The organism is Microcoleus sp. LEGE 07076 (assembly GCF_015207455.1).
Classification (GTDB): Bacteria; Cyanobacteriota; Cyanobacteriia; order Cyanobacteriales; family Microcoleaceae; genus Microcoleus.
In genome coordinates this window covers 1-19,647 of sequence record NZ_JADEWV010000009.1, presented here as the reverse complement: position 1 = coordinate 19,647, position 19,647 = coordinate 1, and the positions used below count along the sequence as shown (strand labels likewise).

Here is a 19,647-nt window from a genome sequence, read left to right as displayed (position 1 = left end):
CCTACAGTTAGCTACTATTTTGCAGGCTTCTGTGCCTTTTTTTCCGCTTCCATAGATTGCAAAGCTTCGTCGAGAATGGCCCGGGCTTCCTCAGCTTTACCTCTAGCTTCTCGATAGCGGACATTAGCTTGAGCGAAGTTTTTGAGAACCTTGAAACCATCTTTCAGACTACCAATTTCCTCCGCAGTCACAGGCTCATCTGTAAACAAAATGTCGATCGCCTCCCGGATTTTGAGGGCTTCTTCCCGGGATTCCATCACCTTCAATTTGAGACTTGCCAAATTGCTCAAAATCTGCACTGCTTCAGTAATTGCGTCCTCGCCGTCAGACACAGCAGCATCTTCCATAACTTCAACAAACTGCTTGGGCCCAAATCCTTCTGCGAGCTCTGTAGGTAGCTTACCTTCATCCATCAGCAGCATCAGCTTATCCATCGCATCTTCGCGGGCTTTGGCTGAATCTTTCCCTCTGACAGTTAAAATAATTTCGGGGCTTTGAGGAAGTGTATAACGAACCATCTTTTGACCACAAGTGTGCGACAACAATTGAATGATATTTTATCTTGATTCGATCGCCTGTTGCAGCGATCGATCCACTCCCTTACCAACCGCTTGCCAAAAACTGACACATATACACTCAAAAGGAACAATCGACCATGAAAGATAAAATTCTTAACTTCCTCAACTTGATTCTAGTAGCCGATGTGTTTTTCGTCTTTGCTATTTTTGGGTGGTTTGCGATCGCCGTAGCTGGTCGATCGACCGGAGTGAATCTCGGTTTCGATTTGTGGTACAGTCTCTGGCAGCCCGTATTCAATCCCGCCCTCGGAATTCTGATGGGCGGTGCAATTCTCAGCGGTATCATTAACCAAGTTTCTAAACGCCTCAATCCCAAGTAAAATTTATATTGTATTTGATTGAGACGGTGATTTGGGATGCCAGAGCCACTAAATTAGGTCGAAAATAAGGATTGGACGATCTGGTTCTAAAAATATCAACCCATGTTTTGAGTAACAAAAGTCTGGTATTAATTATGGGAGAACAAAAGTGTATCGGCATTCTCACTAGCGGAGGTGACTGTGCAGGTTTAAATGCAGTGATTCGAGCCGTTGTTTACCGTGCAACGGCAACTTACAATTGGAAAGTGATGGGCATTCGTCAAGCCACCAACGGATTGATGAGTCGCCCCCCTCAAGCAATTCCTTTGAATATTGAGAAAGTAGACTCTTGGCTCACCATTGGCGGTACAATGCTGGGTACGACAAATAAGGGCAACCCTTTTGCCTTTCCAATGGCTGACGGGACTGTGCGCGATCGCTCCGATGACATTATCGAAGGCTATCATATGCTGGGTCTGGATGCCTTAATTGGCATTGGGGGCGACGGTAGTCTCGCCATTCTCAGGAAGATTGCAAAACTAGGTAATTTAAATTTAGTTGCTATCCCTAAAACTATTGATAATGATGTCGGAGTTACCGAGCGATCGATCGGTTTTGATACTGCTGTCAATATTGCTACAGAAGCACTAGATCGCTTGCATTTTACAGCGGCAAGTCACAGCCGCGTGATCATTGTTGAAGTCATGGGACGCGACGCGGGACATATTGCAATTAGTGCCGGAATTGCTGGGGGAGCTGATATAATTTTGATTCCCGAAATTCCTTACAAAATTTCCCAAATCTGTGCCAAAATTCAAGAACGCCAAGAGCGGGGAAAAACCTACTGTTTAATTGTAGTAGCGGAGGCAGTTCGCACGGAAGCAGGCGAGTTAGTAATGCATACAAATCGCTTAGGTCAAAGTCGATTAGGCGGAATAGGTCAGTATTTAGCTGATACAATTTCGGAATGTAGCGGTGCAGAAACCCGCGTTACCGTTTTGGGACATACTCAACGGGGGGGAACACCTTCTTCGCTAGAAAGATTAATTGCTTCTGCTTTTGGGGTGGCAGCAGTTGATTTAATTGCTCAAGAGAAATACGACTGCATGGTATCTTGGCAACAGCGAGAAGTTGTCAGCGTTCCATTGGAAGATGCGATCGCCAAATACAGAGCTGTAGACTTTGAAGGTACTCTGGTAAAAACTGCCCGCGGTTTGGGAATTTGCTTGGGAGATTAGACTGTAGCAGTTTTCAATTTTGGTGAAAAACGTCTAGCAATTACATTGCTGAGACACTCAGACTCGCTCAACCGAGTTTGTTAACCGAGATAGATGGTTTCTGGCTAATATTTTGATGAGAAAACCCGGTTTCTGCATACCCATAAATAAGTAGTTTCTAGGGCGTGTACTGCACCCCCGACAATATCGCCATAGGGTGCAATCCGCCCAAAATTCCGATCGCCCGCCTGTCAGTTTCGATGCCGCAGAGGTACGATGGAATAGAGGGAAAAAGGCCAAGCGCGGTAAGGTTAAGCTTGGCGATAATACCCACAGGAAGGGAAAAATGACACTTAACTTGCGGCGACCGATTTTGATAGGCGGAATAGGACTTTCAGCAGCGCTGTGGCTGTTGGAAACTCTACAGCATTCGGGTTCAGAAATGGGCGAAACGGCACTGATCGGCTTAGCGGCTGCCGGTGCGGGTTATTGGTGGTGGCGCCAACAATCCCCCAAACTCGAATTCGCACTCCCGCAACCTCTGGCCAACAGGGAAGCTGCGGAAAAAGCGATCGCCTCTTCCGAAGCCACTATTAACTTGCTAGCTCAGGAAGCTGAAAACTCGGCAAATCCGGCTAATCTAACAGCAAAGCTCGATCGGCTCAGAACCGAATTAGACAGACAAGACTTGCGGATAACCGTAACCGGCGGCAAAGCTGTCGGCAAAACTGCCTTAATTCAAGTTTTAAATTCTAATTGGGCATCCCAACAAGCGTCAAAGCAGATTTTCTCAGAAACAGCACCGCTGTTTACCAATACAACAAATGTCGATGCTAAAATCAGCGATGATTTAGTGTTGTTTGTGACAGCGGGCGACATCACGGATTCTGAATTTAAAACATTATCTCAGCTAATTTCAGCAGGTCAGCGCGTGCTGCTACTGTGGAACAAACTCGACCAATATTTGCCAACACAGCAGTCGCAAGTTTTGCAGCAGTTGCACCAAAGAATGCAAGGAATATTGGGAACAGAAGATATAATTGCGATCGCAGCTTCCCCAAATGCTATTAAAGTGCGGCAGCACCAAGCAGACGGCACTGTTAAAGAACGGATCGAAAATCAAGTTTCTCAACTCGAACCGCTGACAGCAAGATTGACTCAAATCGTAACCCAAGAACGGCAACAGTTGGTCTGGGCCTGTGCCGTGCGCGAGGCTGCAAGTATTAAATTAGAAGCCAAAACTTTGTTAAATGCAGTCAGGCGCGATCGATCGATTCCCATCATCGAACAATATCAGTACATCGCCGCCGCCGCCGTTTTTGCTAACCCAGTTCCCGCCTTAGACTTGCTAGCAACAACCGCCATCAGCACCCAACTCGTCATCGACCTCGGCGCTATCTACCAGCAAAAGTTTTCCTTAGACCAAGCTAAAACAGTAGCCGGAACTTTAGCAAGCCAAATGTTCAAACTCGGATTAGTAGAACTGTCTACCCAAACAATTACTGGACTGCTGAAAAGCAATGCCGTCACCTATGCAGCAGGAGGCGCGGTGCAGGGAATTAGTGCAGCCTACTTTACCAGAATAGCCGGACTGAGTTTGATTGAATATTTCTCAACTCAAGAATTGGAAAATGCTAAAGGCATCTTCAATCTTACGGAACTGACGAAAACTTTGCAAGCAGTATTTATGCAAAATCAGCAAGTTTCCTTCTTGCAAGGTTTCATCAACCAAGTGGCGAGTCGTCTCTCGCCTCAAATGTCTGAGTCCCAGGCAGTAAATTCAGCGGCCAATTAAGTTGAAATAAAGCAACAGGCAAGATGCCTGTTCCACAAGAAAGTTTTGTTGATTGTGGAACGGGCATCTTGCCCGTTCAATATTTTTTGAAAAACTCCCTAATAAAAAACTAGAATTTTATCAAAAATTGTATTAAAATAAGAAATAGGATTTATGATTCGACGCTCAATTACATTGCTTAAAAAAGCCGATCGCCAATGGCTGACAATTCCATCCAAGAAAATCGCTTGTCCCTAGCCCGTGCCAGTTTGCGCGAAGCCCTCGCGCGGTATTCTCACTTGCGCCAAGGCAAAAAAAACTCGAACAACACAGAATTAGAAGCGGCGCTGCAAACTCAGTTAGATATCTTAAGTTACACCTCAGAAAAGCTAGAAGGCCATGTCATTCGCATTGCCACTTTTGGCATGGTAAGCCGTGGCAAATCAGCGGTACTAAACGCACTTCTGGGTGAAAAAATCCTGCAAACAGGCCCCCTCAACGGCGTTACTAAGTGGCCACGTTCGGTGCGTTGGACAATTCCTGCTCTTCAGGCCGCAGAAGCTACAGAAAAAATCCAAGTAGAATTAATTGATACTCCGGGAATTGATGAAGTTGGCGGCGAAGTGCGTGGCGACATGGCCAAACAAGTAACTCGCCAAGCTGACTTAATTCTGTTTGTGGTAGCTGGCGATATCACCCGCACTGAATATCAAGCTTTGTGCGAATTGCAAACAGCTCAAAAACCGCTGATTTTAGTTTTTAATAAAATTGACTTGTATCCAGAATTGGACAGAAAAGCTATTTACCAAAGTTTGCAAGCGCTGGGAAATTACGAACAGCTAGCAGCCGATTCGGCAACAGATGCCACAGATAGCGAAAATTCGGACGATCGACCAAACAACTCTGCCGATAAATCTACACCAAAATCCGCTCCTAAAACTGCCAAATCTTTAGAAATAGTCATGGTAGCCGCCGAACCCGCGCCGGTACAAGTGCGCGTCGAATGGTCCGACGGAAGAGTAACTAACGAATGGGAGTCGCCGCCCGCGCAGATAGACCAACTCAAACACAAAATTCTCACAATTCTTAACAGAGAAGGGCGATCGCTCCTCGCCCTCAATGCTTTAGTAGAAGCTAGAGATGCCGAATCAAACATTGCGCGTCAAGTTCTCAAATTGCGACAAGCAGAAGCCGACGATTTAATCTGGCAATTTGCCAAATATAAGGCTTTAGCTGTAGGCTTAAATCCCGTTGCTTTCCTAGATGTCATGGGAGCAACTGTCGCAGATTTAGCATTAATTCGCTCCTTATCCAGACTTTACGGTTTACCCATGACTGGTTACGAAGCGGGGAAACTTTGGCAGACTATTTTCTCTAGCGCAGGCGGCGTACTATTGGGAGAATTAGGTAGCAGTTTTCTCTTGGGATTTGGCAAAAGTGCCGCAGCAGCAGCTCCACAAATCGGCTTTTCTACTTTTGCCGGAGTCGCTGTCACTCAAGCTAGTTTAGCAGCTTACGGAACCTACGCCGTCGGTCGCGCCGCCCAAGTTTATTTAGAAAAAGGCTGCACCTGGGGCCCCCTGGGACAAGATACGGTAATTCAAGAAATTCTCGCCACCATCGAGCGCAATACAATTATCGATCGCCTCCAGCAAGAATTTAAAATATGACACAAACAACAGCCATTACAGAAATCATCCAAACTTTAGCAGATGTGGAATCTCGATTCAATATTGCGCGAACTGAATCAGAGGAATTTTTCCCAGAATGGTATACAGATTTACCCGAAATTACAGAAGCCGATAAAGCCGCGCTCAATTTAATTCGGCGCAGATATCTCTATCATTTAAATGATGGAAGCCTTACAGAAGGCACCGTCACGCTAATTATGGGTTCGCCTCTATTAGAACGAGCGGGTTTTTACGATTCACCTTTTAAAATGACTGCTGAAAAATCTGTACAAATTGTTTTAGATGAGCAGGATGAAGAAATAGAAACTCTCAAAGGACGGATTGATGTTTTAGTGATGCAAAATCAGTTTTGGGTGACACTTTTAGAGTCAAAGCGCACCACCATCTCAGTAATGTCTGCGCTTCCCCAAACATTAGCATACATGACAGCCAATCCCCGGAAGGATAGACCGAGTTTTGCTGCGATCGCAAATGGCAGTGAAATTGTATTCGTCAAGCTAGACTTTCAGAATCCACCTCAATATGACTTATCAAGAATATTTTCACCGCTTCCTCTAACCAACGAACTTTATACAGTGCTTCAAATCTTCATAAAAATTGGTCAACTAATTGCTCAGCCTTAAAAATATCTATAATTTCTCAGTTGACTAGGATGCGTCAGAACTGACGCATCCTACAACTAAAATCCAAAATCGAAAATCGTATTACCGTCCCGCAATTCTCACACCTTCCCTAAAATGAGCGATCGTGGCAATTATCGCGATAGAAAAGTAAAATAGTCTAATCAGCCAAAAACAAACCAGCATTGACCAAGAAACAATAGTCGGAGCAACACCTGTTAACTGCACAAATCTGGAATTAACTTTTTTTTCAAAGCTGTCTAAGTCTTTCATCTCAGATTGTTTCGTCGGAATCACTGGAAACTGACCGGTATATACGTAATAACCGAGAAAACCCTGCAATCCTACTTTTCTCTGCAAAAATGAGTTAGTTAATGTTGCTGTTTCCGCAGGCAATAGGTGATCCGATTCTGCTACTTTTTCTAACCAAGAATTATATCTAATTACTGGCGTACTCATGAAAACCAAGGGAACTACAACTATTAACAAAGCTGCACTAATTTGGCGACCGTATTGAGGAATCAAAAGTTTGGTAGCGACACCAAATCCCATGCCAATAAAAGCAAACACTAATATATTTAACAGTTCAATAATTTCGATGCCTCTCAACAAATCACCGATAATCAAAATTGTATATAATAATTTGTCTGCCAGTAGCAGAGCTGCGAACTTGATCAGAATTGAAACGCCTACAATAGTAGCTGCAATCGCCAGATACCCGATGCCACCTAGAACGTACAGTAAAATTGAACGGACTTTTTTTAATGACTGCATGGAATTATTCACTCTTGTGAAAATTTGGGAATCTGATTGAGGAAAAAAAATTGCTCAATATGGAATTCCAAATTAGACTTTTAAAATTGATTGGCTTGAGATTTTGAAGTCAATCTCTCATTGTTCAATTTTTCAATTGTTCAATTTTTCAATCGATCGACAAGTTCGCGCGCTGCCGCTTTTGCGACTTGTGCGATCCGTTCCTTCACAACATCTTCTGCGATCGCCTCCGGCTGTGGTTCCTCTTGGCGATCGAGCCCCAACCATAAAAGATACTCGATATTACCCGCCGGGCCAAGTAAAGGCGACCACGTTAAGCCACGCTGCTGCCATCCTAAAACTGTGGCTGCTTTCCACACTTGAAAAATCGCATCGGCTTGAGTTGCTGAGTCTCGCACTACGCCTTTTTTCCCGACGCGATCGCGCCCAACCTCAAACTGCGGCTTTACCAACAATACCGCTTCTCGCGGCGGTGCCAACAATTCCCACAGTGCCGGTAAAATCTTATCCAGGGAAATAAACGACACATCTACTACCGCCAAATCGGCTCGCGGTGACTCGCCGTAAAGCTCAACAGCAGTCATGTATCGCAAATTGGTGCGTTCTTTCAAAATTACCCTCGGATCGTTACGCAAGCGCCAATCAGCTTGACCGTAGCCAACATCTACGCCGTAGACTAGGGCCGCGCCGGCTTGCAGCAGACAGTCGGTAAAACCGCCCGTGGAAATGCCACCGTCGAGACAAATTCTGCCTGCAACGGGAATCGCAAAAACTTCTAAAGCTTTCGCTAGTTTGTCGCCGCCTCGGGAAACGTAGCGCGATCGCTCTTTAATCTGAATTTTTGCTGCAATGTCAACCTCAGTGCCCGGTTTGTCAACTACTTGTTGGTCGATCGAGACTTTCCCCGTCCGAATCAAGGCCTGAGCTTGCTGTCGAGAAGTGCACAAATTTAGGTCTACTAATAAAGTGTCTATTCGTTGTTTTGCCAAGGTTTTTAATCTGTACGGATCTGGTTTGGGACAGTATCAGATTACCACTTATACATTTGAGATTTGAGATTTGGGAATCACCCATCGCCTAAAGCTTTTGAGCGCGGATGTACAGTTGTATTTTTTGGGTAGCTGGTATTACCCAAAAACCAGACTGCCGATTTTTGGCGATTATTTTGGTTTTCCCCGCAGAATCACCGCCACCGATCCTCACCGCAATTGTTTCCCTGCTTTCGATGCGGGGCGATCGCCCCCACCTCATATTATGTGACACAGATCGCTCTCTGCGTGTAGTTTTATCACAGAGCGACAATTCCTAGAATCACATCAAAACTTTGGCAACTATCAGAGTATATAAATACAGGAAATGCGCTACAAACAAAATCAAGGCGAGCGAGCGTGAAAACAATCAACTTTCCAATTACAAATTCAGTCAACACTCAAGAAAATCCCTTAGCCTTCGTCAGCGGCGATATCGTCCACATTCTTTACTCCAACGGCGAAGTAGAAGCAACAACCACCGAGCAAATCGATCGCCGCCAAACCAAAAATCCTCTCGACAAATGCCTTGTCTGGGGATGTGTTGGTGATTTTTAACCCATAAAAAAAGATCGCTTCGAGGCACAAATCCCAAAAAAAGCGATCCGTTCAACAGTGGCTAACAGCAAGCGACAATGGCAATTTGCAGCTCAAACAACCAGCTTGCTTGACTTAAATATCTTGTTCGCTCAATTCGCGAATCATGTAATCAAAAGGCTGCTCCAGAAAAGACCCTACAGACAGACCCGCAGCTTCCACCTGAGCCTTAACCATCTCCTTCATAATCCCAATCCCCATCACCGTCGGGCCAATGGGAACGCTCAGAGAATTATAAGTTTCCCGCAAACCTTGGAGCACGCGCTCGTCTAACACGTCGGTACTTCCAGCCACCAAGGCGTAAGTAGCATAGCGCAAGTAGTAATCCATGTCCCGCAGACAAGCCGCGTAACGGCGAGTCGTGTAGGCATTTCCACCGGGACGGATCAGTTCCGGCTGTTCGGCAAATAACTGGATACCAGCTTGCTTGACAATCGCCGCAGCATTGCTATTAATCGCCGCCGCCGCCTGTACCCGTGCCGTGCCCGTTGCAAAATAAGATTTCAACCGATCGATACCATCTCGGTCTAAATACCTACCAGCAACATCATAATTTTCAATCAGACTCGTCACTGCATCGCGCATAAGTTTCTCTCCCAAAAATCTTTATCAATACTTTGCTATCTGAGATAGACCGCCTATTGTAGACTACTACAAATCGGCCTTTGATTAAGATTTGAGATAGGATTTGCACTCTCAGCAGTAAATCTCCGGCAAATGACCGCAAAATTCAGCCGCTTGCCTGGGATCAACAGCCGAAACACAGACAAGGCAACAATCACAAACTCTCTGACCGCACTGAGTCGATTTCAAATCTTTGTACTTTTTGTTACAAAGAGTTGGTAGATGAAAGCCTAGGATCGCCCAAACAGTCTGAAATCTGCCGTTAGCGAAGCCCTCGAACAGGATCGCCAAGAAACAACCAATATCAGGAGTAAGTCATGTTCCAGACACCCCAAGAAGCCTTAAACTACATAAAAGAAAATAAGATCCAGATCGTTGACCTCAAATTCATCGATATGCCGGGGATCTGGCAACACCTTTCCCTGTACCACGACCAAATCGACGAAACCGCATTCACAGACGGCGTACCCTTCGACGGTTCCAGCATTCGGGGCTGGAAAGCCATCAACGAATCAGACATGACGATGGTCATCGATCCTACCACCGCTTGGATGGACCCGTTCATGGCAGAACCCACCATCAGCTTCATTTGCAGCATCAAAGAACCCCGCACCGGCGAGCCCTACAGCCGCTGTCCCCGCACCATAGCCCAAAAAGCGATAGACTACTTGACGACGACCGGTCTCGGCGATACAGCATTCTTCGGCCCGGAAGCAGAATTTTTCATTTTTGACGACGTTCGCTTCGACCAAACCCAAAATTCCGGCTACTATTACGTAGATTCGATCGAAGGTCGCTGGAATTCCGGCAAAGAAGAAGCAGGCGGCAACCTCGGCTACAAACCCCGTTACAAAGAAGGTTATTTCCCAGTAGCACCAACCGATACCTCTCAAGACATGAGAACGGAAATGCTGCTGACAATGGCCAAGTGCGGCGTACCCATAGAAAAGCACCACCACGAAGTCGCCACGGGCGGTCAATGCGAACTCGGTTTCCGCTTTGCAACATTAGTCCAAGCCGCCGACTACTTGCTGACATACAAATACGTCATCAAAAACGTCGGCAAAAAATACGGCAAAACCATCACCTTCATGCCCAAACCGCTGTTTAATGACAACGGTTCCGGGATGCACGTTCACCAGTCGATTTGGAAAGACGGCCAACCTCTATTTGCAGGCGACCAATATGCAGGTTTCAGTCAAATGGGACTGCATTACATCGGCGGCATTCTCAAGCACGCCCCGGCACTTTTGGCACTCACCAACCCGACGACTAATTCCTACAAGCGGTTAGTTCCTGGTTTTGAAGCGCCTGTAAACCTAGCTTACTCTCAAGGAAATCGATCGGCATCAGTACGCATTCCCCTTTCCGGCAACAACCCCAAAGCCAAGCGGTTAGAATTCCGCTGTCCCGATGCCACATCGAACCCCTATTTAGCCTTTGCAGCCATGCTGTGCGCCGGCATAGACGGCATCAAAAATCAAATCGATCCGGGCGAACCTTTGGACGTGGATATCTACGACCTTTCTCCGACAGAATTGAGCAAAATTCCTTCAACTCCCGGTTCCTTAGAAGGCGCTTTAGAAGCTTTAGAAAAAGACCACAGTTTCTTAACAGAAACCGGCGTATTTACCGAAGACTTCATCCAAACCTGGATTTCCTACAAACTCGACAATGAAGTCAACCCGATGCGCCTGCGTCCTCACCCCTACGAGTTTTCTCTTTACTACGACTGTTAGATAAGTTAAAAATCGCACCCAAAAAATTAAAATTATTATTTTTTGAGGTGTGATATCATTTCCGCTGGAATGACCACAATAAGCTTCGTTTGTAGTGAGGACTAAAGTCCTTATAATCGAAGGACTTGTATTCCGATGCTGCAAACCTTTTTGATCATGGGCGAAACGAAGCGAAGGGAATCGACCGGACATGATATGATTCTAAAAAAAGTCGCCTTCAACGGCGACTTTTTTTTAGATTTAATTTATGCGAACTCCAATTCCCAATTCCCAATTCCCAATTCCCAATTCCCCATTCCCAATTCCCAAATATTAGAACATCTGTATTAGCGCCCAGACTTGACCCTTACCGGAAACCATCAGGGCGACGCTGTGAGTAGTAGGGCCCATAGTAGCATCAGAAACATCCTCTACAGCCCATTTATTTGCTTTCTCATCCACAATAAACAAATCGTCAGCGGTAGTGCCTTCCTGAACCCGATATATCTTATTCAAAATGAAACGCTGTCGCGCCTCAGCTTTTGGTATGCCCGTAACTTCATCTGGATCGACAGAGAGGACACTGCCTTCTTTTAATGTACCTTTCGAGTTGCTTAAATTGCGATCGCTCTTTTCTGCTATTTGCAGACTGTGAAGCTGCACGCAAGGCTTGGTCTCGGAGATATTCGAGACAGCTAGCGCCCCACTTTTTCCCAAACCTAGAACCGCTGCACAAGCCGTCAAAATTAACAATATTTTTAAATTATTCACAGTAATTATGCTTGTTTGTGTGTTAAATGCTGCTCTCAGTATAAAGTAGCAATTAGCCATTAGCAATTACCAAACGATGTCCGATATTTTTGTGATGGTTCGCAATCAAAATAATGTCGCAATGACTTCAGTTGATGGCATTGCCTTCATTACTTTACTGAATCGGGACGGACGGGTACTGGCCGAGGAAACGGTTGCTTTGATGGAAGCAGATGCGGGATTTGATGACTTGGTACCAGGACAATATACTGTAATAGTCAGGCACGAACGGGTTGAACCACAATCTGCCACCTGGGATGTGACGATTGGCAAAAAAGATCGAGTCATCATACTGACATTTGTTTATCTAGAACCGGAACGGGTACTGCTTCGCATTCTAGCTACTGTTGAAGAGAGGTTATGACAATGACAGCTAAAGTTATTCCATCACAGTCAATTAAAATGTTCCGCTATCGAGTGCATTTCTTAGCAAAAGACCTTTGGAAGGAGAAAAACCCAGTTGGTCGAATGAATCTGGCTTTGCAGTTAGCGGATGCGGCGACAACGCTGGCGAGGCTAGAAGTGGAGGAGGCGCAAAAATTTCAACAAGAGCCTGCTAGTGTTGAGGATTCTGATTTGATGGAACCTGAAAAGTTTTGATTGCGCTACCATTGCTTGGGAAAGCACAGCACTTGCGGGGATAGCAACTCAAAACTATTAGACATCGTGGATTCAGTCGAAAAGCACCTAAAAATTATCTGCGTTTATCTGCCATTATCTGCGGTTTCTCTATCGATCGAAGATGTATGCAATTGCTCGTCTGTAGAAATGCGAGTAAAAAAAGTTCTATGTATAAAAATCTCTCTGCTTGCTACACAAAAACTTTCCGTCTTGGGACGTAATTGGTTATCCCAAAAACTGCGTTACACTTATATGGGTATCTTTACAAAACAAAATAAAATCATGACAGTTGCTTATCCCCGCAAGCTCCGCAACGCAATGGGAGCACGTGAAATTTTAGCTCAAGTGGTGCGCGATCGCGAAATCCACCTGATCACCCTCAACCGCTACCGCTACAGCGAACAGCGCAGTTGCAAAGACCTCACTGATTTGATCGAACAGCTAGACGGCGAACCGGCAGAGCTCGTGCGCGACATTTCCCGGCACATCTCCGACGAAGCGCGGCACGCTATGTGGCTTACCGACTTGCTGGTAGACATCGGCGAGAAAGTGGGAACGCCGCCGGGGGTCTCTTACATCGATGAATTTGAAAGATTGCTCGACAGCGAGCAAAAAGACCCGACTAAAGACCGCGAAGATTTTGTAATTTCTTCGCTAGCGGCGATTAATGTCACCGAGAAGCGGGGATGCGAGTATTTCTCGGCCCACATCCACGCCCTGAAAAATGCTCCCCAAACCGACGAAAACGTCAAAATCCGCGAAACTATCGAAAAGATTTTTCCTGAAGAAGCAGGCCACGTCCGCTGGGGGAATCGCTGGCTCGGCGCAATTGCTGCCAAAAGCCCGGAACACCGCCAGAATGTGGAACAGGCAAAACGCAAGTATGTGGCGATCGAACAAGCTGCATTTGAATCGGGAATGGATATTATGCTGGGAGCAGAACTCCGCCGCGTCACTCGCCTGGTGGACATTGCCAACACCATGCCGATGTGGGAACGCCCGCAATATCTGATGGAGCGCTTGCCGGCAACCCTGCTCGCCCCCGACTTGCAAATGACTAGAGTTGATGTCGCTCAGCGCGCCTGGAACCGCGACCCGCAGGCATTTGTGGAGAAATTTGTGCCGATGTTCCTCAATGGGATGAAAAACATTGAGAAAAAGCCGGTGGTGGCGAAGCCTAGAAAAGGCGGTTGAAACCGCGGCTACAGAAACGAAGTCTGCCTCCGCAGACTAAGAGATGTACTCGTGTACTCGTTACCAAGCTCTGCCTGGTAATGCAGATCCCGAGGCTCTGCCTCAAATTTTCGTAGTTAAGCGAGGCGGAGCCTCTAGACATCGGTTCCCAGGCAGAGCCTAGGAACAAGTTGTACTCGTTACCAGGCTCTGCCTGGTAATGCAGATCCCGAGGCTCTGCCTCAAATTTTCGTAGTTAAGCGAGGCGGAGCCTCTGGACATCGGTTCCCAGGCAGAGCCTAGGAACAAGTTACTCTTGACGGAGCTTTAAGATTTAAAATTTACAATCTGAAGAACATAGCAAGTAAACTGAATTATTGGAATAGTTTTCCTTTTAAATATAATCATGACTAACAGCGAGCCGAACATACAAACTGCTTCCGCAGAAAGCCAATCGAGTGAAAGCGCGATCGTAGATGCCCAGGTCGAAAAAGCCACAGCAGTCAGCTATGCAGAAGAAATTGAGACTGTGATTGCCAGCATGGCTGTAGACCAAAAAGTCATGGTAGGCCAAAATGAAGCTGGCGGGCATCTTTGGAAATTCAAGTACGGCAGTGTTGAACTGTTCGTCCAACTCAGCGGCGAAACCGAAGATGATACTTTGACTGTTTGGGCTTTTGTGCTGCAGTTGCCGGCGAAGAATGAAGCTCAATTAATGCGGAAAATCCTAGAAATGAATTGGCTGTCTACCTTGGAATCTCATTTTGCGATTGTTGACAATAAAGTTGCGGTAATATCGACTCGGACTATGGCAGAAATCTCTGCCGGGGAAATTTCTCGGGTTATTACTATTGTCGCTACTATTGCCGATGACAACGACGACTTGCTGCAAGCAGAATTCGGTCAGTAGTCATTAGTCATTAGTCAACAGTCAACAGTCAACAGTTAACAGTTAACAGTTAACAGTTAACTGTTAACTAATATGCAGGCCAGGCGAGCCAAGAAATAGCAATTCCCAGCCCCAAACCGACAAGCACTTGAAAAGGAGTGTGTCCCAGCAACTCTTTCAGGCGAGCCTCGTTAAAATTGTGATCTTCTTCAAAAAATTCGTCAATTAGTTGGTTGAGAATGCGGGCTTGTTTGCCGGCGGCTTGGCGGACGCCAGCAGCGTCGTACATAACGATAATTGCAAAAATCGTGGCGATCGCAAACTCTGAACTTTCCCAGCCCATTGTTTGTCCCACTCCTGTCGCCAAAGCGCCGACAAAGGCCGAATGAGCGCTGGGCATTCCGCCGGTTGTGACTAAATTCCGAAGATTGAATTTGCGATTTTTGACTAATTCGATCGGCAACTTCATGATCTGAGCCGCCAGACAAGCAATTAAAGCAACCATTAGTACATGATTGTTTAAAATGCCGCTGCAAATTTCCTGCATAGTGTTTGGTATTTTTAGTTACTGCGGCTGGTAATAAAATCAGCAATTCCCAGCATCGGTAGAGCTTTGCTCCCAAACGCTTCGAGTTGAGACTTCGCATCAGCAACAAGCTGTGTGGCTTGGCGCCGAGACTCATCAATTCCCCACAAACTTGGATACGTCACTTTCCCTGCTTGAACATCTTTCCCAGCAGTTTTGCCCAGTTCTTCTTGAGTGGCTGTAATATCCAGAATGTCGTCAATTATCTGGAAAGCCAGCCCAATATTTTGAGCAAAACGAGACATCCGCTGCAAATCTGCAGCCGAAGCCCCAGCCAGAATTCCCCCACAAACTACGCAGGCTTCTAACAATGCGCCGGTTTTGTGAGCGTGAATATAGTTCAAAGTTTCTAGAGAAACATCTGTTTTTCCTTCCGATTCCAAGTCCACCACTTGGCCACCTACGAGTCCTGCTGCGCCGGATGCCCGCGCCAAATGGGCGATCGCCTGCAACACCAGATGAGGGGGTACGTTCTGAGTTTTAGTGGCGATAAATTCAAAAGCATAAGTCAACAAACCATCGCCAGCCAAAATGGCGATATCTTCGCCATAGACTTTGTGGTTCGTCAGTTTGCCGCGCCGATAGTCGTCGTTGTCCATTGCCGGCAAATCGTCGTGAATCAGCGACATTGTGTGGATCATTTCCAAAGCGCAAGCTGTGGGAATTGCCATAGATGTAGTGCCGCCAGCGAGTTCGCAGCTAGCCAGACACAGGATCGGACGCAAGCGCTTTCCTCCCGCTAGCAGCGAGTAGCGCATTGCTTCGTAAATTTGCTCTGGGTAGATGACCGGTAGTGCACTGTCGAGAGCTACATCGATCGCCTTTTTTTGCTCGACTAGGTAACGAGATAAGTCGAAAGCGGATTCGGGTGTGGAAGAATCCATTTCTGTTGCCAATACCATCCTTTGCTCTCTTGTACTGAATGTGACTGGGGATACTTTGAGTTGTTCGGGTCGGATCGTGCCGACTTTTACGGCGGTGGTTGCCCGCACTCGGAGCATCAATTAATCATTCTACGGGTGTTGTTGCACAGAAAATCTTTGAGTTTTGATAACTTTGTCAAATTACCAGTCAATCTAAAATTTACAATTGTTTCAAATCTCAAATCTGCTGATTTGTCTGGCGACTTCCAAAAACCGCTGCACCACCGGCGCGGGATGGTGGCGCCAAATTAGGGCGATCGCCACCTCGCAGGTTGATTCTGGCAAAGATTTGTAAACAACCCCGCGGCGCTGGAAATTTTGCATTGATGCCGGGACGATCGCCACGCCCATCTCGGCGGCTACTAAGCTGATAATTGTCTGCATTTGAATCGCTTCTTGACCCGCGATCGGGCTAAAACCGGCTTGTTGACAAAGACTGACGATCGCATCGTACAATCCCGGAGCCAAAGAACGCGGAAATAAGATGAACGGTTCGCCTGAAAGTTCGCGCAATTCCACGATCGCGCGATCGGTCGCCGGATGCGTTTCTGGCAGTGCCGCGATCAGCGGTTCTCGAAACACGATTTCCGAATTTATGCCATCTTCCTCGACGGGAGGGCGCACGAAGCCGATATCAATTTGGCCGAACCGCAACCGCTGCAACTGTTCGTTTGTCGTCAGTTCGTGCAATTCGAGCTTGACGGCGGGACATTGAGTGCCAAAGGCCTGCAAGATGCCTGGAACCACATTGTGAGAGGCGGAACTCACAAAGCCTACAGTTAGTTGGCCTAATTCGCCCCGGCTTGTCTGTTTGCCGAGTTGAATTGCCCGATCGACTTGCTGCATAATTTTTTGCGATTCCTCAAAAAAAACCTGTCCCGCAGCCGTTAGCATTACTGTGCGTTTGGTGCGGCGAAACAATTGAAAACCCAACTCGGTCTCCAAATTCTGGATTTGTTGGCTCAGCGGAGGTTGAGCCATATGCAGTCGATCGGCTGCGCGAGTGAAATTCAACTCTTCTGCAACCGCAATGAAATAACGCAAATGTCGCAGTTCCATGATTTCCCATTCATTAATATTTTAAAAGTATCAGTTGTTATTTAAACAGATATTGGACATTTATGATGGCATTTAATACAGTGATTAATAGGCGAAATTGAAAATTCAAATAATGGCTAATTTAAATATCAAAGTTAGAGAAGCAGAGCTGGCAGATTTAGAAGTGATTCTGGCTTTTGTTTTGCAAAAAAGCGAGTTTGATGGAGCTAGACATCTGTTAGCAGCAACAACAGATAAATTGCAGCAAACACTATTTATCGAGTCTCCCCTAGTGCGAGTATTGTTGGCGGAAGTTGCCGAAAAAGCGGTAGGATTTGCGATGTTTTATGCTTCCTATTCAAGTCTGTTGGCGCAGCCGTGCCTCTGGCTGGATGATTTATTTGTGCAAGCTCCTATGCGCGGCATGGGAGTGGGTACAGCGCTGTTGAAACATTTGGCGCAAATTGCTGAATCCACGAATTGCGGGCGGATTGAATGGACTGTTAATAGTGGGAATGCGCCTGGTATTGCTTTTTACGAAAAGCAGGGTGCTCGCATTTTGGAAAATATTAGGGTTTGCAGAATTGAGGGAAGTGCGATCTCAAAACTTGCTAGCAAATAATTTGATTGATGTTGTGAAGGAGGATTTGTTTTTATTAACCGCAGAGAACACAGAGAGCACAGAGAAAGAGAAGACAGATTTAGGGTAGTTATTATGGCACAAAATTCTTGGAATACAGCTCTTTACGAAGAACAACACGCTTTTGTTTGGCAGTACGGCGAGTCGCTTTTGGAGTTGCTGGTTCCGAAGGCTGGCGAACGAATTCTGGATCTGGGCTGCGGTACGGGACAGTTAACTGGAAAAATTGCTGAAAGCGGTGCTTTTGTGCAAGGTATTGATTCATCTTTGTCTATGATTTCTACGGCAAAAGTTAACTATCCTCACATTAATTTTGCGGTGGCGGATGCTAGGGATTTTCAAGTGGAACAGCCGCTGGATGCTGTGTTTTCTAATGCTGTTTTGCACTGGATTAAGCAGCCGGATGCTGCGATCGATTGTGTGGAAAAAGCGCTGAGCCCGGGAGGGCGTTTTGTGGCTGAGTTTGGCGGTAAGGGGAATGTGGGGGCGATCGCCCGGACGCTTTTGAGTGTTTTGTCAGAAATTGGCTTGGGGGAACCCCAATCGCTTAATCCTTGGTATTTTCCGAGTGTCGGCGAGTATGCTGGGCTTTTGGAAAATCATGGTTTTGATGTGGTTTATGCGGTTTTGTTCGATCGCCCGACTCCCCTAGCAGGCGGCAGCGCTGGTATGGTAAATTGGATTGAAATGTTTGCTGGCGAGTTTTTGTCGGGTTTGTCGCCGGAAGTGCGATCGCACGTAATTAAACAAGTTGAAGAACGTTTGCGGTCTGCACTTTACCGCGATGGTAATTGGAGTGCAGATTATCGCCGAATTCGCGTTGTTGCTGTCAACAAATAGTCGGCATTACCCAAATTAGCCGGAATTATCTCAGTAGGAACCGCTCATTTTTGTAAAAGGCATTTTCTGATTTTAGTCTTGTATCCGCTCCTTGCTTCGGCAATCAAAAAAGCGGATACAGCAATCTCATATAAAGGCAAAACTGCACATTTCCGCTATGATGCGCGCGCTCGTCAAACCATCTTTTTCGTATAACTAGAAACTGTATTTTCCAACAACATAGCAACAGTCATCGGCCCAATTCCTCCCGGCACCGGTGTAATCAACCCGGCTACTGTTTTCACAGCATCAAAATCTACATCTCCCGCCAAACGGCTAGTACCATCAGGATTGACGACGCGGTTAATACCAACATCAATTACTACTGCTCCCGGTTTAACCATATTAGCTGCAATCATTTCTGTGCGGCCGACGGCGGCAATTAAAATATCGGCTTGGCTGGTAACTGATTCTAGGTTTTGCGTCCGCGAATGAGCTACAGTCACAGTACAATCAGCTTCTAACAGCATCAGCGCCATCGGTTTACCTACCAAAATACTCCGCCCCAAAACAACAGCATTTTTTCCTTTCAAATCAATCTGATATTCCTGCAACAACCGCATCACTCCGGCGGGAGTACAACTCCGCAAACCTTCTTCCCCGCGCACTAAGCGACCTAAATTTATCGGGTGAAGTCCGTCAGCGTCTTTGTCGGGAGCAATCTGGTACAGCAGCGCAATTGCATCTAAGTTTTCTGGTAGCGGGAGTTGCACTAAAATGCCGTCTACTCGATCGTCCTCGTTGAGCGCTTTAATTGCAAGTTCGAGTTCGGCTTGACTCGCATTGGCTGGGTAATGCTGGCCGAAGGAAGCTATGCCAACCTTAGCGCAGGCCCGCTCTTTGTTCCGCACGTAAGCCGCGCTGGCTGGGTTGTCCCCCACCATCAGCACCGCAAGTCCCGGAGGACGACCAATCTGGGGCTGTAGGGTGCGGACTAGATCGCTCAGCTCGCTTTGAATCTTTTTCGCTAAAGCTTTCCCATCTAGTATTTGAGCAGTTTTGGCATCCATTGTAGACTCTGGGTTAGGGGCTGACGATTTTAGATTTTAGCTTAATCGCAGACTCGGACTACACTAGAGAAATTTCTTACTTGCGATCGATTCTGGGAATTCTGTTAAAGTAAGGAATGAGAATTAAATAACTTACCATTTTTATTGTTCTTATGGGA

Annotated in this window: 23 protein-coding genes; 13 read left to right on the top strand and 10 right to left on the bottom strand. The window is 46.4% G+C overall.

What is annotated here, in order from left to right:
• Nucleotides 1-14: 14 nt before the first annotated feature.
• Nucleotides 15-518 carry a hypothetical protein gene (locus tag IQ270_RS02705; protein ID WP_193971729.1) on the bottom strand — a complete coding sequence of 168 codons (504 nt, stop codon included), beginning with the start codon at nt 516-518 and terminating at the stop codon, nt 15-17.
• 137 nt (nt 519-655) lie between these two features.
• On the opposite strand from IQ270_RS02705, the gene IQ270_RS02700 reads away from it, so the two are divergent.
• The 5 genes from IQ270_RS02700 (at nt 656) to IQ270_RS02680 (ending at nt 6,182) form a co-directional block, all read left to right on the top strand.
• The gene (locus IQ270_RS02700; RefSeq protein WP_193971728.1) at nt 656-898 is read left to right on the top strand and encodes a hypothetical protein; all 243 of its coding nucleotides are present in this window, start codon (nt 656-658) and stop codon (nt 896-898) included.
• A 134-nt stretch (nt 899-1,032) separates the two neighbouring features.
• The gene (locus IQ270_RS02695) at nt 1,033-2,115 is read left to right on the top strand and encodes an ATP-dependent 6-phosphofructokinase (RefSeq protein ID WP_193971727.1); all 1,083 of its coding nucleotides are present in this window, start codon (nt 1,033-1,035) and stop codon (nt 2,113-2,115) included.
• 325 nt (nt 2,116-2,440) lie between these two features.
• Nucleotides 2,441-3,889 (top strand): YcjF family protein, encoded by a 1,449-nt coding sequence (locus IQ270_RS02690; protein ID WP_193971726.1) that lies wholly within the window; start codon nt 2,441-2,443, stop codon nt 3,887-3,889.
• Between the two features lie 197 nt (nt 3,890-4,086).
• Nucleotides 4,087-5,538 carry a GTP-binding protein gene (locus IQ270_RS02685; protein WP_193971725.1) on the top strand — a complete coding sequence of 484 codons (1,452 nt, stop codon included), beginning with the start codon at nt 4,087-4,089 and terminating at the stop codon, nt 5,536-5,538.
• On the top strand, nt 5,535-6,182 hold the full coding sequence (locus tag IQ270_RS02680) for a type I restriction endonuclease subunit R (protein ID WP_193971724.1): 648 nt from the start codon (nt 5,535-5,537) through the stop codon (nt 6,180-6,182). The genes IQ270_RS02685 and IQ270_RS02680 overlap by 4 nt, the downstream gene beginning before the upstream one ends.
• A gap of 81 nt (nt 6,183-6,263) precedes the next feature.
• Here the strand turns inward: IQ270_RS02680 and IQ270_RS02675 are convergent, their stop codons facing one another.
• The 3 genes from IQ270_RS02675 to IQ270_RS02665 all read right to left on the bottom strand — a co-directional run bounded on the left by IQ270_RS02675 (nt 6,264) and on the right by IQ270_RS02665 (nt 8,216).
• Nucleotides 6,264-6,953, bottom strand: a complete 690-nt coding sequence (locus IQ270_RS02675) for a hypothetical protein (RefSeq protein WP_193971722.1) — start codon at nt 6,951-6,953, stop codon at nt 6,264-6,266.
• Nucleotides 6,954-7,093: 140 nt separating this feature from the next.
• On the bottom strand, nt 7,094-7,942 hold the full coding sequence (locus IQ270_RS02670; RefSeq protein ID WP_193971720.1) for a TlyA family RNA methyltransferase: 849 nt from the start codon (nt 7,940-7,942) through the stop codon (nt 7,094-7,096).
• Between the two features lie 88 nt (nt 7,943-8,030).
• Nucleotides 8,031-8,216, bottom strand: a complete 186-nt coding sequence (locus IQ270_RS02665) for a hypothetical protein (protein WP_193971718.1) — start codon at nt 8,214-8,216, stop codon at nt 8,031-8,033.
• Between the two features lie 125 nt (nt 8,217-8,341).
• Here IQ270_RS02665 and IQ270_RS02660 point away from each other — a divergent pair, with 125 nt between their 5' ends.
• Nucleotides 8,342-8,539 carry a hypothetical protein gene (locus IQ270_RS02660; protein WP_193971716.1) on the top strand — a complete coding sequence of 66 codons (198 nt, stop codon included), beginning with the start codon at nt 8,342-8,344 and terminating at the stop codon, nt 8,537-8,539.
• Between the two features lie 114 nt (nt 8,540-8,653).
• Here the strand turns inward: IQ270_RS02660 and apcB are convergent, their stop codons facing one another.
• Nucleotides 8,654-9,163 (bottom strand): allophycocyanin subunit beta, encoded by a 510-nt coding sequence (gene apcB, locus IQ270_RS02655; RefSeq protein ID WP_193971714.1) that lies wholly within the window; start codon nt 9,161-9,163, stop codon nt 8,654-8,656.
• Between the two features lie 356 nt (nt 9,164-9,519).
• Here apcB and glnA point away from each other — a divergent pair, with 356 nt between their 5' ends.
• A complete protein-coding gene (gene glnA, locus IQ270_RS02650) occupies nt 9,520-10,941 on the top strand; it encodes a type I glutamate--ammonia ligase (protein ID WP_193971712.1) in 1,422 nt (473 codons plus the stop codon).
• A 312-nt stretch (nt 10,942-11,253) separates the two neighbouring features.
• Here glnA and IQ270_RS02645 read toward each other — a convergent pair whose 3' ends face one another.
• Nucleotides 11,254-11,691: a hypothetical protein gene (locus tag IQ270_RS02645; protein WP_368670076.1), complete on the bottom strand. Its 438-nt coding sequence runs from the start codon at nt 11,689-11,691 to the stop codon at nt 11,254-11,256.
• Nucleotides 11,692-11,767: 76 nt separating this feature from the next.
• Between IQ270_RS02645 and IQ270_RS02640 the strand changes: the two genes are divergently transcribed.
• The 4 genes from IQ270_RS02640 (at nt 11,768) to IQ270_RS02625 (ending at nt 14,434) form a co-directional block, all read left to right on the top strand.
• Nucleotides 11,768-12,094, top strand: a complete 327-nt coding sequence (locus IQ270_RS02640) for a hypothetical protein (RefSeq protein ID WP_193971708.1) — start codon at nt 11,768-11,770, stop codon at nt 12,092-12,094.
• Between the two features lie 2 nt (nt 12,095-12,096).
• Nucleotides 12,097-12,330, top strand: a complete 234-nt coding sequence (locus tag IQ270_RS02635) for a hypothetical protein (protein WP_193971706.1) — start codon at nt 12,097-12,099, stop codon at nt 12,328-12,330.
• Nucleotides 12,331-12,633: 303 nt separating this feature from the next.
• The gene (locus IQ270_RS02630) at nt 12,634-13,545 is read left to right on the top strand and encodes a ferritin-like domain-containing protein (protein ID WP_193971704.1); all 912 of its coding nucleotides are present in this window, start codon (nt 12,634-12,636) and stop codon (nt 13,543-13,545) included.
• 385 nt (nt 13,546-13,930) lie between these two features.
• Nucleotides 13,931-14,434 carry a YbjN domain-containing protein gene (locus IQ270_RS02625; protein ID WP_193971702.1) on the top strand — a complete coding sequence of 168 codons (504 nt, stop codon included), beginning with the start codon at nt 13,931-13,933 and terminating at the stop codon, nt 14,432-14,434.
• A gap of 67 nt (nt 14,435-14,501) precedes the next feature.
• Here IQ270_RS02625 and IQ270_RS02620 read toward each other — a convergent pair whose 3' ends face one another.
• The 3 genes from IQ270_RS02620 to IQ270_RS02610 form a co-directional block, all read right to left on the bottom strand.
• Nucleotides 14,502-14,960: a divergent PAP2 family protein gene (locus IQ270_RS02620; RefSeq protein ID WP_193971700.1), complete on the bottom strand. Its 459-nt coding sequence runs from the start codon at nt 14,958-14,960 to the stop codon at nt 14,502-14,504.
• A gap of 14 nt (nt 14,961-14,974) precedes the next feature.
• Complete coding sequence (gene crtE / locus IQ270_RS02615; RefSeq protein WP_193971760.1) at nt 14,975-15,901, bottom strand: geranylgeranyl diphosphate synthase CrtE; 927 nt, start codon at nt 15,899-15,901, stop codon at nt 14,975-14,977.
• A 192-nt stretch (nt 15,902-16,093) separates the two neighbouring features.
• On the bottom strand, nt 16,094-16,981 hold the full coding sequence (locus tag IQ270_RS02610; RefSeq protein WP_193971698.1) for a LysR family transcriptional regulator: 888 nt from the start codon (nt 16,979-16,981) through the stop codon (nt 16,094-16,096).
• 112 nt (nt 16,982-17,093) lie between these two features.
• On the opposite strand from IQ270_RS02610, the gene IQ270_RS02605 reads away from it, so the two are divergent.
• Both IQ270_RS02605 and IQ270_RS02600 read left to right on the top strand, forming a co-directional pair.
• Nucleotides 17,094-17,582, top strand: a complete 489-nt coding sequence (locus IQ270_RS02605; RefSeq protein WP_193971696.1) for a GNAT family N-acetyltransferase — start codon at nt 17,094-17,096, stop codon at nt 17,580-17,582.
• A 93-nt stretch (nt 17,583-17,675) separates the two neighbouring features.
• The gene (locus IQ270_RS02600) at nt 17,676-18,440 is read left to right on the top strand and encodes a methyltransferase domain-containing protein (protein ID WP_193971694.1); all 765 of its coding nucleotides are present in this window, start codon (nt 17,676-17,678) and stop codon (nt 18,438-18,440) included.
• 173 nt (nt 18,441-18,613) lie between these two features.
• On the opposite strand, the gene folD is transcribed toward IQ270_RS02600, so the two are convergent.
• Nucleotides 18,614-19,489: a bifunctional methylenetetrahydrofolate dehydrogenase/methenyltetrahydrofolate cyclohydrolase FolD gene (gene folD, locus IQ270_RS02595; protein ID WP_193971692.1), complete on the bottom strand. Its 876-nt coding sequence runs from the start codon at nt 19,487-19,489 to the stop codon at nt 18,614-18,616.
• Between the last annotated feature and the right edge of the window lie 158 nt (nt 19,490-19,647).

Bases quoted from the DNA above. Each gene is read 5' to 3' on its own strand.
- IQ270_RS02705 (WP_193971729.1), bottom strand. From the start codon at position 518: ATGGTTCGTTATACACTTCCTCAAAGCCCCGAAATTATTTTAACTGTC.
- glnA (WP_193971712.1), top strand. From the start codon at position 9,520: ATGTTCCAGACACCCCAAGAAGCCTTAAACTACATAAAAGAAAATAAG.
- IQ270_RS02635 (WP_193971706.1), top strand. From the start codon at position 12,097: ATGACAGCTAAAGTTATTCCATCACAGTCAATTAAAATGTTCCGCTAT.
- IQ270_RS02610 (WP_193971698.1), bottom strand. From the start codon at position 16,981: ATGGAACTGCGACATTTGCGTTATTTCATTGCGGTTGCAGAAGAGTTG.
- folD (WP_193971692.1), bottom strand. From the start codon at position 19,489: ATGGATGCCAAAACTGCTCAAATACTAGATGGGAAAGCTTTAGCGAAA.
- IQ270_RS02675 (WP_193971722.1), bottom strand. From the start codon at position 6,953: ATGCAGTCATTAAAAAAAGTCCGTTCAATTTTACTGTACGTTCTAGGT.
- IQ270_RS02640 (WP_193971708.1), top strand. From the start codon at position 11,768: ATGTCCGATATTTTTGTGATGGTTCGCAATCAAAATAATGTCGCAATG.
- IQ270_RS02695 (WP_193971727.1), top strand. From the start codon at position 1,033: ATGGGAGAACAAAAGTGTATCGGCATTCTCACTAGCGGAGGTGACTGT.
- crtE (WP_193971760.1), bottom strand. From the start codon at position 15,901: ATGGTATTGGCAACAGAAATGGATTCTTCCACACCCGAATCCGCTTTC.
- IQ270_RS02620 (WP_193971700.1), bottom strand. From the start codon at position 14,960: ATGCAGGAAATTTGCAGCGGCATTTTAAACAATCATGTACTAATGGTT.
- apcB (WP_193971714.1), bottom strand. From the start codon at position 9,163: ATGCGCGATGCAGTGACGAGTCTGATTGAAAATTATGATGTTGCTGGT.
- IQ270_RS02685 (WP_193971725.1), top strand. From the start codon at position 4,087: ATGGCTGACAATTCCATCCAAGAAAATCGCTTGTCCCTAGCCCGTGCC.
- IQ270_RS02680 (WP_193971724.1), top strand. From the start codon at position 5,535: ATGACACAAACAACAGCCATTACAGAAATCATCCAAACTTTAGCAGAT.
- IQ270_RS02700 (WP_193971728.1), top strand. From the start codon at position 656: ATGAAAGATAAAATTCTTAACTTCCTCAACTTGATTCTAGTAGCCGAT.
- IQ270_RS02690 (WP_193971726.1), top strand. From the start codon at position 2,441: ATGACACTTAACTTGCGGCGACCGATTTTGATAGGCGGAATAGGACTT.
- IQ270_RS02600 (WP_193971694.1), top strand. From the start codon at position 17,676: ATGGCACAAAATTCTTGGAATACAGCTCTTTACGAAGAACAACACGCT.
- IQ270_RS02605 (WP_193971696.1), top strand. From the start codon at position 17,094: ATGGCTAATTTAAATATCAAAGTTAGAGAAGCAGAGCTGGCAGATTTA.
- IQ270_RS02625 (WP_193971702.1), top strand. From the start codon at position 13,931: ATGACTAACAGCGAGCCGAACATACAAACTGCTTCCGCAGAAAGCCAA.
- IQ270_RS02630 (WP_193971704.1), top strand. From the start codon at position 12,634: ATGACAGTTGCTTATCCCCGCAAGCTCCGCAACGCAATGGGAGCACGT.